The sequence below is a fragment of the Brucella tritici genome, from assembly GCF_008932295.1.
GTDB lineage: Bacteria > Pseudomonadota > Alphaproteobacteria > Rhizobiales > Rhizobiaceae > Brucella > Brucella tritici.
In genome coordinates this window covers 22,296-34,788 of sequence record NZ_WBWA01000007.1, presented here as the reverse complement: position 1 = coordinate 34,788, position 12,493 = coordinate 22,296, and the positions used below count along the sequence as shown (strand labels likewise).

Sequence of the window (12,493 nt, the reverse complement as noted above, 5' to 3'; positions counted from 1 at the left end):
TAAGTTAACCAACTGTAAAGGCGGGAAACTCCATGAGCTCCATTCATCTTTTCGATCTGGCTGCAAGGCAGGCGCAGTGGTTGTCGGTGAGACAGGCCACCGTTGCGGGCAATGTTGCCAACGCGAACACGCCGGATTTCCGGGCGCGGGACGTGCAGCCCTTCGCGGATGTGCTGGACAAGACGCAGCTCACCATGGCTGCCACCAGCCCCCTGCATCTGGAAGCCGAGGCGGACGGGATCTCCGGTGCGCGCCTGCGCCCGGATGACATCACCGAGCAGACCCATTCCGGCAATACGGTCGATGTCGAACAGGAAATGATGAAGGCTGGTGAAATCGCCCGCGAATATTCGCTCAACACAAGCATCGTCAAAGCGTTTCATCGCATGATGCTTTCGGTCGCGAAGGGGTAATTATGTCTTCCGATGCCTTGCAAAGCACATTGAAGATCGCAGCGTCGGGCCTTTCGGCCCAATCGACGCGTCTGCGCATCGTTTCCGAGAATATCGCCAATGCGCAGTCCACCGCCAAGACTGCCGATGCCGATCCCTATCGCCGCAAGACGGTGTCCTTCCGTACCGAGCTGGAACAGGGCACCGGTGCAGCCGAAGTTCGCATTGCCGAAGTCGGCAAGGACACATCGGCCTTTATCGAACAATACGAGCCGAGCCATCCCGCAGCGGATGAGCGCGGCTATGTCCGCTATCCAAACGTCAACATGGTCGTCGAAATGGCGGACATGCGTGAAGCCAATCGTTCCTATGAAGCCAATTTGCAGGTCGTGAAACAAGCCCGTGAGCTGATCTCCATGACCATCGATCTCTTGAGGAGCACATAATGTACGACTCGATCATGAGCATTTCGGCGCGCAATGCCCTGTCGCGCCTCTCGGAAACCGTAGCCGAAAAGGGCGTGGGTTCCGCTTCCGCGCCGCAGGCTGTTCCGGCGGCTCCCGGTGCCTCATTCGGCGAAGTTCTGTCGCAGATGACGGATTCCGTCGGCCAGAAGCTGCAGGCGGCTGAAGCGACATCCATTCAGGGCATCAAGGGCGATGCGCCGGTGCGCGATGTGGTCGGTTCCGTCATGGAAGCCGAACAGTCGCTTCAGACGGCCATCGCGATCCGCGACAAGATCGTGCAGGCCTATCTCGAAATCAGCCGTATGCCCATCTGATTTGCGGTAGCCAAGGATAAATAAGCCATGAAAGCCCTGACGATCGCCGCCACCGGCATGAACGCCCAGCAGCTCAATCTGGAAGTGATTGCCAACAACATCGCCAATATCAACACAACGGGCTTCAAGCGCGCGCGTGCGGAATTTTCCGATCTTCTTTATCAGTCCGAGCGTACGGCAGGCGTGCCCAATCAGGCTAACCAGTCCATCGTGCCGGAAGGCGCTCTGGTTGGCCTTGGCGTGCAGACGGCAGCGGTGCGCAATCTCCATATGCAGGGCAGTTTCAACCAGACCGGCAATCCATTCGATCTGGCTTTGACCGGCAAGGGCTGGTTTCAGATTCAGAGTCCGACCGGCGAGACGCTTTATGCGCGCGCTGGCGCGTTCAACAAGAATGCCGATGGCCAGCTTGTGACACTCGACGGCAATCCGGTCGAACCGGCGATCACCATTCCGCCTGACGCCGTTGAAGTGACGGTCACCGATACCGGACAGGTTTTCGCCAAGCTGCAGGATCAGGTCAATCAGGTCGATCTCGGCCAGTTGACCCTCGCCAACTTCACCAATGAAGCGGGTCTGGAGCCGCTCGGCGGCAATCTCTACCGCGAGACGGAAGCATCCGGTGGCCCGCTGGTCGGTGTTCCGGGCGATCCGGGCTACGGCTCGATCAAGCAGGGCTATCTCGAAGCGTCGAATGTCGATCCGGTGAAGGAAATCACCGATCTCATCACGGCGCAGCGTGCCTATGAAATGAATTCCAAGGTTATTCAGGCTGCCGACGAAATGGCGGCAACCGTGTCGAAGAACTTGCGCTGACGGTGATGGTGATGGGCTGTGTGAAGGCGATCTTTCAAAAGACAGGAGCTGTTTTCTTTTGCGCATTATCCTGCGCAAAACCGCTTCGCACTTTTGCTGGAAATGCTCCGGTTCTTGCCGGTGGCTTCCTGCTTGCCGCAATGGCTGGCGCCGGTGCTGCGGACCGCATCGCTTTTGTCGTGCCTTCGGCTACCGTCTATCCCGGCCAGATCGTGAGCGATACGGCGTTGCTGGAAAAACAGTTCTTTATCAACGCGCCAGCGGCGAACCAATATGTTCTGTCGGCGGATCAGGCGGCAGGCAAGGTAGCGCGCAAGACGCTGCTGCCTGGCAAGCCGATCCTCGTTTCCGCATTGGGCGAGCCGTCTCTGGTTACACGCGGCGTTCCAGCACCGCTGGTCTTTACCGCTGGCACGCTGACCATAACCGCCATGGGGACGCCGCTCGAATCCGGTGCGGCTGGCGATTTCATCAAGGTTCGTAACGTCGACAGCGGCATCATCGTGTCCGGCACGGTGCTGGCCAATGGTCGTATTCAGGTGGGGATGCAGTGAGAAAAACTTGCGCCGCCCAGATCGCCACGTTGTTCGCCGTCCTGGCGCTCGTTTTCCAGCCTGTTGCAGGATTTGCGGATGAGTCGTCGAAGAATGCGCGGGAATTCGGTTCAGCAGTGGATGCTGATGCCGATTGGCTTGGCTCGGGCGGCGATCCGTCGAAAATGGCCTATGCCGAACTTGGTCGGGGCAGCGCGGTTGCGCGCCTGAAGGATATCGCCACCATTCAGGGCGTGCGTGAAAACCAGCTTGTGGGCTATGGTCTTGTCATCGGCCTCAAGGGCACCGGTGACAGCCTGCGCAATTCTCCGTTCACCGAACAGTCCATGCGCGCCATGCTGGACAATCTCGGCATCAGCGCTCCGCGCAACTCCACCCGCTCTAAAAACACCGCTGCGGTCATCGTGACAGCGAACCTGCCCGCCTTTGCCGGTGCCGGTTCGCGCATCGATGTGACTGTGTCGTCGCTCGGCGATGCGACGTCGCTGCAGGGAGGCACACTGGTCATGACCCAGCTCATGGGTGCCGACAACCAGATTTATGCCGTTGCACAGGGCAACATGATCGTGTCCGGCTTTGCGGCGGAAGGTGAAGCCGCAAGCGTGACGCAGGGTGTGCCGACTTCCGGTCGTATCCCCAATGGTGCGCTGGTCGAGCGCGAAGTGGCGGGCAATTTCGGCAAGGAAACCGAAATGATCGTCGAGCTGCGCGATCCCGATTTCACCACTGCCGTGCGCGCTGCCGATACGATCAACGTCTTTGCCAAGCGCCGTTACGGTCGCGGTGTCGCCATTGCGCGCGATGCCAAGACGATCCGCCTGTCGCGTCCGAAAAACGTGCCTGCCGCGCGCTTTCTTGCAGAACTTGAAGGTCTGCCGATCACGACCGACGAAGTGGCGCGTGTGGTGGTTGATGAGCGGACAGGAACCGTCGTCATCGGCGAGAAGGTGCGTATCTCCAAAGTGGCGATCAGCCATGGCAGCCTGACGGTTCGTGTGACGGAAACGCCGATGGTGGTTCAGCCGGAGCCGTTCAGCGACGGTGTAACGGCTGTCGAACCGAACACCGATATCGCCGTCAACCAGCAGAACGCCAAGATCGGCATTCTGACCGGCGCAAATCTTGAAAATCTGGTGAAGGGCCTGAACCAGATCGGCGTGAAGCCAACCGGCATCATCGCAATATTGCAGGCTATCAAGACATCCGGCGCACTTCATGCGGAACTGGTGGTGCAATGATGATGGCTCATAAAATGATCCGGTATGGTTCGGCAGTGGCGCTGCTTCTGGCTGCCTCTGCTCCGGCTTTCGCGCAGCAGCCTGCTCCTGCGCCTGTCGAAGCATCGGCAGCACAGCAGCTTGCCTCTCCGCCGCCGCTCGGCAACCTTGATGAGATCCGCAAGTTCTGCGGCAATATCGACGATCAGGCGGCGGATGCCCGCTATGCGCTGCAGGCCAGACAATTGACCGATCTGAAGACCGATGTCGAGGAACGGATGCGCGCGCTTGAGGAAAAGCGCCGGGAATATGAAATGTGGCTGAAGCGCCGCGACGAGTTCGTGAGCAAGGCACAGGATTCGCTGGTCGACATCATTTCAAAAATGAAGCCGGAAGCAGCGGCAGCACAGATGACGCTCATCGGCGACGAAGCGGCGGCAGCCCTGATCCTCAAGCTCAATCCGCGCGTATCCAGCATCATCCTCAATGAAATGCCGCCGGAAAAGGCGGCCAAACTGGCGCGCGTCATCGTCGGCTCGCAGCGCACGACGACCGCGCCGCAGGCTGTGAAGGATCAGCGCGCCGCGGCACAGTCCGGGAATACGGTTCAATGAAAAACAGCATGAACAAAGCGACCCTTGCAGCAGCACTCGTTCTTCTGGCCGGCTGTGCCACCAAGCCGGAGGAAATCGGTCGGGCGCCCGATCTGTCCCCGGTCGCGGCGCATCTTGGCATGCAGAACAATCCGCAGTTCAACGGCTATCCGGCGCGCCCGAGCAAGGCGACCTATTCGCTCTGGGACCAGCGTTCGACCAATTTCTTCAAGGACCCGCGTGCGGCCACGCCGGGCGATGTCCTGACGGTTATCATTTCCATCAACGACCGCGCCAATCTGGATAACAAGACGGATCGCGAGCGGGTGTCAAAGGGCATTTACGGCGCTGGCGGCTCGTTCGCCACGAGCAGCAGCACGGGTGCTGGCGCTGGCGGCGACATGGATGCTTCGGTCAACACCCATTCCGACAGCAAATCGAAGGGCAAGGGCACCATCGAGCGCAGTGAAGATATCCGCCTGCAGGTCGCGGCCATCGTCACCGATACTCTGCCCAACGGAAACATGATTATTCGCGGGTCGCAGGAAGTGCGCGTCAATAACGAGCTGCGCGTGCTCAATGTCGCCGGTGTCGTGCGCCCGCGCGATATTTCCGGCAACAACACGATTTCCTACGACAAGATCGCCGAAGCCCGCATTTCCTATGGCGGACGCGGACGTCTCAGCGAGATTCAGCAGCCGCCTTACGGCCAGCAGATTCTCGATCAGGTTTCTCCCTTTTAAGGTACGCCGCACATGAGTGACACGACGGCAACGGAAAAAGACGGCAAGGCGAAAGGCTCCCTGACGGGGCTGCTGGCGGCTGTCGCGGTCCTGACCGTCATCGCTGGCGGTGGCGGCTGGTACATGGGCGGCATGATTTCCGCCGATCAGCTCGCATCGGCCAAACACTCCGGCAAGGAAGACAAGCCGAAGCAGGGCGATTTCGAATCGCGCTCCATCGGTACTGTCGTGCCCTTGCAGCCGATCATCACCAATCTCGGTATTCCGCAGAACACATGGGTACGTCTTGAAGCCTCGCTGGTGGCAAAGCCGGGCCATGAAATTCCGGCTGCGGTGGCGGCAAGCGTCGGCGATGATTTCATGAGCTTCCTGCGCAGCGTCAATCTCATGCAATTGCAGGGCGCAGCGGGGCTTGCCTATCTCCGCTCCGATTTGGAAGAACGCGCGCGCCTGCGTTCGGAAGGCGCGGTCGACCGGGTCTTTATTTCGGCACTGGTCGTAGAATGAAAAAACTCCTTGGCCTCGGCCTCATCCTGACGCTCGCTCTTACCGTTTCAGCACAAGCGCAACTGGCGCAACAGACGCTGACGCTCGACAATCTTCTGCCTGCGGGCAGCGGTGCTGCGAGCGGGCAGATCGTGCAATTGTTCGGGCTTTTGACGGTGCTTTCCATTGCGCCGGGCCTGCTCATCATGGTGACGAGCTTCACGCGCTTTGCCATCGCCTTTTCGCTGCTGCGTTCAGGGCTGGGTCTCCAGACCGCGCCTGCCAGCATGGTGATGATCTCGCTTGCCCTGTTCATGACCTTCTATGTCATGGCGCCCGCCTTCGACCGGGCCTGGAACAATGGCGTGCAGCCTTTGATGCGCAATGAAATCACGCAGGAAGCTGCATTCGGTGAAATATCGCAGCCTTTCCGTGAATTCATGATGGGGCAGGTGCGCGACAAGGACCTGCGGCTCTTTGAAGATCTCGCCGATCCGTCGTTCCGCACCGGCGATGACGGCGTCGTTGATTTCCGCGTGCTGGTTCCAGCCTTCATGATTTCGGAACTGCGGCGCGGCTTTGAAATCGGCTTCCTGATCGTGCTGCCCTTTCTGGTGATCGATCTCGTTGTGGCAACGCTCACCATGTCCATGGGCATGATGATGCTGCCGCCGACTGTGATCTCGCTGCCATTCAAGATTCTGTTCTTCGTGCTGATCGACGGCTGGAATATTCTGGTCGGAAGCCTCATACGATCCTTCTCCTGACCCATTTTGGTACGCTTCGGATCGCGCAAGCCAGAATTCCGAGTGAGAATCTGCGAATCCATTAAATTTCGACCGAATAAATTAGCCTTTATTTAATGTTTGAGCTCTAACTGTCGGCTCATGGTGGGTTTCCGCGCGTTACGCGGTAACAGGCATGATGCCGCTCCACCATGCCGGTAATCTAAAAATCCGGCCTGTCCCTCAGATTGTTTTTCCCAAGGGGCAAAAAACTATGGCTAGCATTCTTACAAATTCGTCGGCTCTGACCGCTCTCCAGACGCTTTCTTCGACCAACAAGTCGCTGGAATCGACCCAGAACCGCATCTCGACCGGCCTTCGTATTGGCGAAGCTTCGGACAATGCTTCGTACTGGTCCATCGCTACGTCGATGAAGTCCGACAACAAGGCCAACTCGGCTGTTCAGGACGCTCTCGGCCTCGGCGCTGGCAAGGTTGACACGGCTTATTCCGCAATCAACAAGGTTCGTGAATCTGTTGACGCGATCAAGACCAAGCTGGTTTCAGCTATCGGTGCGAGCGCTGAAGACAAGGCCAAGATCGCAACCGAAATCAAGTCGATCCAGGCCAATATCAATTCGGCAATCGACAATGCAAACTATGCTGGTTCGAACCTGCTGAAGTCGCCTGCAAATGATCTCGAAGTTGTTGCTTCGTATAATCGTACGGGCGCTGCCGTAACGATCGACAAGATCACGGTCGCAAAAGCCGATACCGACACGACTGCAATGGTCACGGACATCGTTGATGCGACTTTCTTCACTGGCGCCACGACTGATGCAGCTATCACCGACGCTGGCGGTCTGCTGGATAAGGTTGAAACCGCTCTCGCTTCTCTCGCTACCGGCGCAGCAGCGCTTGGTGCGGCCAAGTCGCAGATCGACAGCCAGAAGAGCTTCCTGTCGGGTCTTCAGGACTCCATCGAGAAGGGCGTTGGTACGCTCGTTGACGCTGACATGAACAAGGAATCGGCACGTCTGTCGGCTCTGCAGGTTCAGCAGCAACTCGGCGTTCAGGCTCTGTCGATCGCCAACTCGTCGAACCAGTCGATCCTGTCGCTGTTCCGCGGCTAATCTGAGTAAGCAGCAAGGGCGCCGGGTTGCCGGCGCTCGCGAGTTCTCAGGTAAATCAGGGGTTCGCATCCGAACCGACCTGATCGGATCGGATGTTTTTGGGCGGAAAACGGGGCGCGGGATTTATTCCGCGCCCCAATTCTTTGCGCTCATTTCCAGCTTACAGAAGCACTTGCTTCATCAGCCGCCACTTTCGCGCAAGCTTCGCGGGCTAGTTTGCATCCATCATTATGGCGGTGGTGTGGATGCAGCAGAATTTCCAGCAATTGATCGAACAGCTCAAGGGTACGCTCGGCAAACTCGGCGCGCGAAAACTCATCGCGCTCGGACTTGTGGGCGCGGCTCTCATGGGCGCGATCCTCTATACGAGCATCTATCTGAGCCGCCCATCCTATGAGACGCTCTATGTCGGCCTTTCGCGCGACGACGTGAACCGCATGGGTCTTGCGCTCGGTGAAGCAGGCATTCCCTTCGACGTAAAGGCAGATGGTTCGTCCATCCTCGTGCCCATCGGCAAGGCTGAAAATGCCCGGATGTATCTGGCCGAAAAGGGCCTGCCGACCTCGAACAATGCCGGTTACGAGCTGTTCGACAATATGGGTTCGCTGGGCCTCACTTCGTTCATGCAGGAAATCACCCGCGTGCGCGCATTGGAAGGCGAAATTGCCCGTACCATCCAGGCCATTCGTGGCGTGAAAGCTGCCCGCGTTCATATTGTCCTGGCCGAAAAAGGTTCGTTCCGTCGCGGTGATCAGAAGCCATCGGCTTCGGTCGTCATCCGCGCCGAAGGCGGCTTTGCTGCCGAATCCGCCCAATCCATCCGCCAGTTGGTCGCCGCCGCCGTTCCATCTCTCGATGCTTCTGCCGTCACTGTTCTCGACACCAACGGCCGCCTGCTGGCATCGGCTGGCGAAGCCGCCAATGGCGCAGCCCTCATGACCGCTTCTCTGGAGCAACAGGTTGCGGGCAATGTGGATGACAGCATTCGCAAGGCACTGGCGCCTTATCTCGGCATTGGCCATTTCCAGACGAGCGTTCAGGCCGTACTCGATACGGACCGCCGCCAGATCAACGAGACGACCTACGATCCTGAATCCCGCGTCGAGCGTTCCGTGCGTGTCGTCCGTGAAAGCGGCGATTCCCGCAACAATCGCAACGACAATGCAACCGGCGTCGAACAGAACATTCCGCAGGAAGAAATCCAGAACCGCAATGGCGAAAGCTCGACGGAAAAGACCGACCGCCGCGAGGAACTGACCAATTACGAAATGAACAGCAAGACGGTTTCCACTGTCAGCGACGGCTATGCCGTCAAACGGCTGTCCATTGCCGTGGTCATCGATCAGGCGCGGCTTCTGGAAACCGCGGGAACCACGCCGCCGCCAGCTAATTTTGTCGATCAGCAGATCACCAAGATCCGTGATCTCGTTGCAACCGCTGCCGGTCTCAATGCCGATCGCGGTGACGTCATCAATGTGACGGCGGTGAACTTCCTGGATCCTGCCGGTGCCGATATGGAGCCGGTCTCCACGCCATGGACCGATACGGTGCTTCGCCAGAGCGGTTCCTATGTCAATGCGCTCGCCATTCTTGCCGCCGTCGGTCTCCTGATCTGGTTTGGCCTGCGTCCGCTGCTGCGTGACCAGAATGCCAAGCCAACCGGCACGGAAGTAGCAGTCCGCGAGACGAGCGAAGTGGCGATGCCGAATTTCGTCGGCGGTCAGGCGGCTGGTGAAGGCGTGCAGGCCGTTATCGGTGGACCGGAAGCCTATGCTGACCAGATGAAGACCAGCCTCAGCGATCTTCGCCAGCGCATGCGCATGCCTGCCAAATTGCGTCTGGAACAGATGATCGACATGGATGAGGAGCGCGTCGCCTCCATTCTCAAGCAGTGGATTCACGAAACCGCCGCGAGCCGCGAAGCCCAACCATTGAGGGAATCGGCCGTAAAGGCTTCGGCTATGCCGGAGCTTGAGGCGGCCTGACGATGAGCGCGCTTTCCCTCAGCCGTTATCTGCCCGATTTTTCGACCCATCATATCGAGGATGAGGCGGTCGAGATCATTGCCGCGCCTGCGCCGCCGAAGCCGCTGAAAGAAACGCCCCCGCCACAGGCGGGCGGCGATGGAGCGAAGCGCCCCGTCTCGGCTGAAAAAGCCGCCGCTACCGAGCAGGCCGAAGTCGCCGCCATTATCGCCATCGAGGAAGAAAAGCGCCTGGCATTCGAAGCAGGGCGCGAGGACGGCCACAGGGAAGCACAGGCGCTTTACGAGGCCGAGAGGGCACGGCTTGTTCGCGAACACGAGACCGAGATCGAGACCTTGCGTGCTGCATTTTCGCGTGAGCAGGCTTTGCTCTTGGCGGGTAGTCTGACCGAAGCACTGACCGCGCTTGAGCGAAATTATTCCGGCCAGATTGCCGAAATCCTGATGCCTTTGCTGGCGGAAAAGATGGAGCGTGAGGCGGTCGCGGAATTTGCGCGGCGCATTGCGGCGCTGGCGCTTGATGGCGAAGCACCGGAAATCTCCGGCCCAGCGCGTTTGGTTGCACCGCTTCGCGATCATGCGGCCCTGTTGCCGCATGGTTGCCGGTTTTCAGAAACCGGTGCGGACGAACTTTCCTTTTCCTTTGGCGACCGGATGCTTGAAACACGCATCGCGCCGCTTCTTGAAGAATTGAAGGCTGCGGTTCAATGAGCATCGATCCCGAAACCAAACGTGAGATCATCATTGTTCGCCGGGGTGGACATGACGACCATGACAGCCATCATGGTGGTGTGTGGAAGATCGCCTATGCTGACTTCATGACTGCAATGATGGCCTTCTTCCTCGTCATGTGGCTCATCAATGCCGCGAATGAGGAAACCAAGGCAGCGGTTGCCAGCTATTTCAATCCCGTCAAACTGATGGACCGGCATTCAAGCCCCAAGGGCGTGCAGGATGTCGAGAAGAAAGACGGCAAGGTTCGCTATGAAAGCGACCAGCAGATCGAAAACAGCACCAAGGTCATCAACGACACGACTGTTTCTCTGCCAAGCGACCAGGAAGAGCGCCAGCTTTTCCGCGAACCCTATGCGGTCCTGTCGGAACTGGCCCACGAAACCGGTGTGTTGCAGAACCAGTCCGCCAAGGGCGATGGTGGCACGTCGCAATCCGGCCCTGCTACCGGTGCCGAAGGCGGCGAAGCCTATCGCGATCCGTTCAGCCCGGATTACTGGTCCAGCAAGGCCGTCAATGATTTGACGCCGCCCGATGCTGCGCCTGCCACGCCACCCACGCCGGAAGCAGCCCAGGCGAAGCCGGAAGAGGCTGCAAAACCCGCAGAGACGCAGGAACAGTTGATTGCCGACCTGAAAAAGGCGGCTGAGGGCGAAGCCGCGAAAGAAGGCGCTGAGGCGAAGAAGGCCGAGCCAATGCCCGATGTGACGGTCGTTCCGGTCGATGGCGGCGTGATGATCCAGCTCACCGACAAGATCGATTATGGCATGTTCACCATCGGATCGGCCAAGCCGGATGCCCGCGTGGTGCAGATGCTGGAGCGTATAGCGCAGGTGATTGCGCGCCAGCCGGGCGAAGTCATCATCAGCGGACATACGGATGCACGCCCATTCAAGAGCGCGACCTATGACAACTGGCGTCTGTCTTCGGCGCGCGCGCAGATGGCTTATTATATGCTGGTACGCGGCGGGCTCGATGAAAAGCGTGTGCTGCGTGTGGAAGGCTATGCCGACCGCCAGCCCAAGAACACCAACGATCCGAATGCGGCTGAGAACCGCCGCATCGATATTTTCCTGAAGTCCGCTCCATGAGGCAATCCGGGAAGCAGCTCGCCATGCGCTCCTTGCTGGCATGTGTTGCAGGCTTCTCCCTGGTGGGAGCGGCTTATCCAGCCATTGCGCAAATGCAGGCATTGGCCGAGACCCGTACGCTGCCAGTGCTGGAACCCTACAAGCTCGTGCGTTCGCTGCGCATGTTGCAGGATCAGGTTGTTGCCGGAAAGCCGGAAGCGGTGGTGATGCTGAACAAGCTTCTGGGCTTTGTCAGTGCGGATATGGGCCGAGCGTCGAATGACGTCTGGAACAATCCGGAAAATGTCTATGCGGCGATCATCTATCTCTTCAACGGCGGTAATCCGGAAGCGGTGCGCAAGGTTCTTGCCGACCTCAAGACGGATGCGGTGCCGCCGGAACTGGTCAAGGGCGCATTGGCCTATGCTTCCGGCCAGACAATTGAAGTGGTGAAGCTTTTCTCGGTTCCGCTGTCAGCCGATGTTCCGGCGGAGCTGAAGGCATCCATCGTGCTCGTAACCGCCAGCCAGATGACCGCCTTCGATCCGGCGACGGCCTTGACGCGGCTCGATCAGGTGCGGCTTGAAGCGCCGGGCACCTTGTTTGAGGAAGCGGCGATCCGTCGTTCGATGCCGATTGCAGCCAAGCTTGGCGATGCCGACAAGATCAGACTCCTGTCACGAAACTATCTCCAGCGCTTTCCGCGTTCGCCCTATATGCGTGATTTCATGGCGCAATTTGTCGATGCTGCGGTGAAGCTCAACGACCGTATCGGCAATGCGGAACTGGCAAAACTGATCGGATCGGCTGATCCGGTGATGCAATATTCGCTTTATCTGCAAATCGCGCGCGGCGCGCTCGTCGATGGTCAGACGGAACGGGCGCGGTTCATGTCATCCGAGGCGAAAAAGCTTGCCGACAGACTGAAAGCCGACCCAACCCGCGCCAATCTTTATGCGGCTGCAAGCGATGTGGCTTCGGATTCGGCGGGTAGCGCGCTGCGTGAGCTGTCGCAGATTTCGCCCGACAAATTGCAGGAGCGTGACCGGAAATTGCTGAAGGCCGCCGAAGCGGTGGGCACGGTGGTTACGCGCACTCCAGATGCTTTGCCGCCTGCAAAACCGGCCCTCACCGAACGGGATGTGCCTTCGATGGCCGTGGCGGATTCGCAGGCGCATGAGGCCGTAAAGCCTGAGCCGACCCCGGTGGCAATCAGCATGAAGCCGGTCAAGAACCAGCCGGAAGACGACTTGCAGAAAACGATGGAA

Annotated in this window: 14 protein-coding genes and 1 pseudogene; all 15 read left to right on the top strand. The window is 58.9% G+C overall.

From position 1 onward, the window contains the following. Nucleotides 1-32 precede the first annotated feature (32 nt). Nucleotides 33-413, top strand: a complete 381-nt coding sequence (flgB, locus tag F9K91_RS09455) for a flagellar basal body rod protein FlgB (protein ID WP_151556711.1) — start codon at nucleotides 33-35, stop codon at nucleotides 411-413. Between the two features lie 2 nt (nucleotides 414-415). Beyond that, nucleotides 416-838 carry a flagellar basal body rod protein FlgC gene (flgC, locus tag F9K91_RS09450; protein ID WP_061347653.1) on the top strand — a complete coding sequence of 141 codons (423 nt, stop codon included), beginning with the start codon at nucleotides 416-418 and terminating at the stop codon, nucleotides 836-838. Then, nucleotides 838-1,173, top strand: coding sequence for a flagellar hook-basal body complex protein FliE (locus tag F9K91_RS09445; RefSeq protein WP_151677677.1), 336 nt, complete (start codon nucleotides 838-840; stop codon nucleotides 1,171-1,173). The genes flgC and F9K91_RS09445 overlap by 1 nt, the downstream gene beginning before the upstream one ends. 27 nt (nucleotides 1,174-1,200) lie before the next feature. Further along, entirely contained in the window at nucleotides 1,201-1,989 is a 789-nt protein-coding gene (gene flgG / locus F9K91_RS09440) for a flagellar basal-body rod protein FlgG (protein WP_012093514.1), read from the top strand. A 140-nt stretch (nucleotides 1,990-2,129) separates the two neighbouring features. After that, the gene (gene flgA, locus F9K91_RS09435) at nucleotides 2,130-2,543 is read left to right on the top strand and encodes a flagellar basal body P-ring formation chaperone FlgA (RefSeq protein WP_235912852.1); all 414 of its coding nucleotides are present in this window, start codon (nucleotides 2,130-2,132) and stop codon (nucleotides 2,541-2,543) included. Beyond that, complete coding sequence (locus F9K91_RS09430; RefSeq protein WP_012093512.1) at nucleotides 2,540-3,781, top strand: flagellar basal body P-ring protein FlgI; 1,242 nt, start codon at nucleotides 2,540-2,542, stop codon at nucleotides 3,779-3,781. Before flgA ends, F9K91_RS09430 begins: the two co-directional genes overlap by 4 nt. Beyond that, complete coding sequence (locus F9K91_RS09425; protein WP_151651874.1) at nucleotides 3,778-4,374, top strand: MotE family protein; 597 nt, start codon at nucleotides 3,778-3,780, stop codon at nucleotides 4,372-4,374. Before F9K91_RS09430 ends, F9K91_RS09425 begins: the two co-directional genes overlap by 4 nt. Beyond that, nucleotides 4,371-5,096 (top strand): flagellar basal body L-ring protein FlgH, encoded by a 726-nt coding sequence (gene flgH / locus F9K91_RS09420; protein WP_151556705.1) that lies wholly within the window; start codon nucleotides 4,371-4,373, stop codon nucleotides 5,094-5,096. Before F9K91_RS09425 ends, flgH begins: the two co-directional genes overlap by 4 nt. 12 nt (nucleotides 5,097-5,108) lie before the next feature. After that, nucleotides 5,109-5,603, top strand: coding sequence for a flagellar basal body-associated FliL family protein (locus tag F9K91_RS09415; RefSeq protein WP_061347658.1), 495 nt, complete (start codon nucleotides 5,109-5,111; stop codon nucleotides 5,601-5,603). Then, the gene (gene fliP / locus F9K91_RS09410; protein ID WP_151651873.1) at nucleotides 5,600-6,349 is read left to right on the top strand and encodes a flagellar type III secretion system pore protein FliP; all 750 of its coding nucleotides are present in this window, start codon (nucleotides 5,600-5,602) and stop codon (nucleotides 6,347-6,349) included. Before F9K91_RS09415 ends, fliP begins: the two co-directional genes overlap by 4 nt. A gap of 232 nt (nucleotides 6,350-6,581) precedes the next feature. Next, nucleotides 6,582-7,439 (top strand): flagellin N-terminal helical domain-containing protein, encoded by an 858-nt coding sequence (locus F9K91_RS09405; protein WP_151556701.1) that lies wholly within the window; start codon nucleotides 6,582-6,584, stop codon nucleotides 7,437-7,439. Between the two features lie 230 nt (nucleotides 7,440-7,669). Further along, nucleotides 7,670-9,424, top strand: coding sequence for a flagellar basal-body MS-ring/collar protein FliF (gene fliF / locus F9K91_RS09395; protein WP_151556699.1), 1,755 nt, complete (start codon nucleotides 7,670-7,672; stop codon nucleotides 9,422-9,424). Nucleotides 9,425-9,426: 2 nt separating this feature from the next. After that, nucleotides 9,427-10,134: a hypothetical protein gene (locus F9K91_RS09390; RefSeq protein WP_151677675.1), complete on the top strand. Its 708-nt coding sequence runs from the start codon at nucleotides 9,427-9,429 to the stop codon at nucleotides 10,132-10,134. After that, on the top strand, nucleotides 10,131-11,246 hold the full coding sequence (locus F9K91_RS09385) for a flagellar motor protein MotB (RefSeq protein WP_151677674.1): 1,116 nt from the start codon (nucleotides 10,131-10,133) through the stop codon (nucleotides 11,244-11,246). Before F9K91_RS09390 ends, F9K91_RS09385 begins: the two co-directional genes overlap by 4 nt. After that, nucleotides 11,243-12,487 (top strand): annotated as a pseudogene (locus F9K91_RS09380) (chemotaxis protein); the annotation flags it as partial. The gene F9K91_RS09385 and the pseudogene F9K91_RS09380, both read left to right, overlap by 4 nt. Nucleotides 12,488-12,493 lie beyond the last annotated feature (6 nt).

What these genes read in the sequence shown, in the direction of transcription:
- flgB (WP_151556711.1), top strand. Translation starts at nt 33, where the DNA reads ATGAGCTCCATTCATCTTTTCGATCTGGCTGCAAGGCAGGCGCAGTGG.
- flgG (WP_012093514.1), top strand. Translation starts at nt 1,201, where the DNA reads ATGAAAGCCCTGACGATCGCCGCCACCGGCATGAACGCCCAGCAGCTC.
- fliF (WP_151556699.1), top strand. Translation starts at nt 7,670, where the DNA reads ATGGCGGTGGTGTGGATGCAGCAGAATTTCCAGCAATTGATCGAACAG.
- fliP (WP_151651873.1), top strand. Translation starts at nt 5,600, where the DNA reads ATGAAAAAACTCCTTGGCCTCGGCCTCATCCTGACGCTCGCTCTTACC.
- F9K91_RS09415 (WP_061347658.1), top strand. Translation starts at nt 5,109, where the DNA reads ATGAGTGACACGACGGCAACGGAAAAAGACGGCAAGGCGAAAGGCTCC.
- F9K91_RS09385 (WP_151677674.1), top strand. Translation starts at nt 10,131, where the DNA reads ATGAGCATCGATCCCGAAACCAAACGTGAGATCATCATTGTTCGCCGG.
- flgA (WP_235912852.1), top strand. Translation starts at nt 2,130, where the DNA reads ATGGCTGGCGCCGGTGCTGCGGACCGCATCGCTTTTGTCGTGCCTTCG.
- F9K91_RS09445 (WP_151677677.1), top strand. Translation starts at nt 838, where the DNA reads ATGTACGACTCGATCATGAGCATTTCGGCGCGCAATGCCCTGTCGCGC.
- F9K91_RS09425 (WP_151651874.1), top strand. Translation starts at nt 3,778, where the DNA reads ATGATGATGGCTCATAAAATGATCCGGTATGGTTCGGCAGTGGCGCTG.
- flgH (WP_151556705.1), top strand. Translation starts at nt 4,371, where the DNA reads ATGAAAAACAGCATGAACAAAGCGACCCTTGCAGCAGCACTCGTTCTT.
- F9K91_RS09390 (WP_151677675.1), top strand. Translation starts at nt 9,427, where the DNA reads ATGAGCGCGCTTTCCCTCAGCCGTTATCTGCCCGATTTTTCGACCCAT.
- flgC (WP_061347653.1), top strand. Translation starts at nt 416, where the DNA reads ATGTCTTCCGATGCCTTGCAAAGCACATTGAAGATCGCAGCGTCGGGC.
- F9K91_RS09405 (WP_151556701.1), top strand. Translation starts at nt 6,582, where the DNA reads ATGGCTAGCATTCTTACAAATTCGTCGGCTCTGACCGCTCTCCAGACG.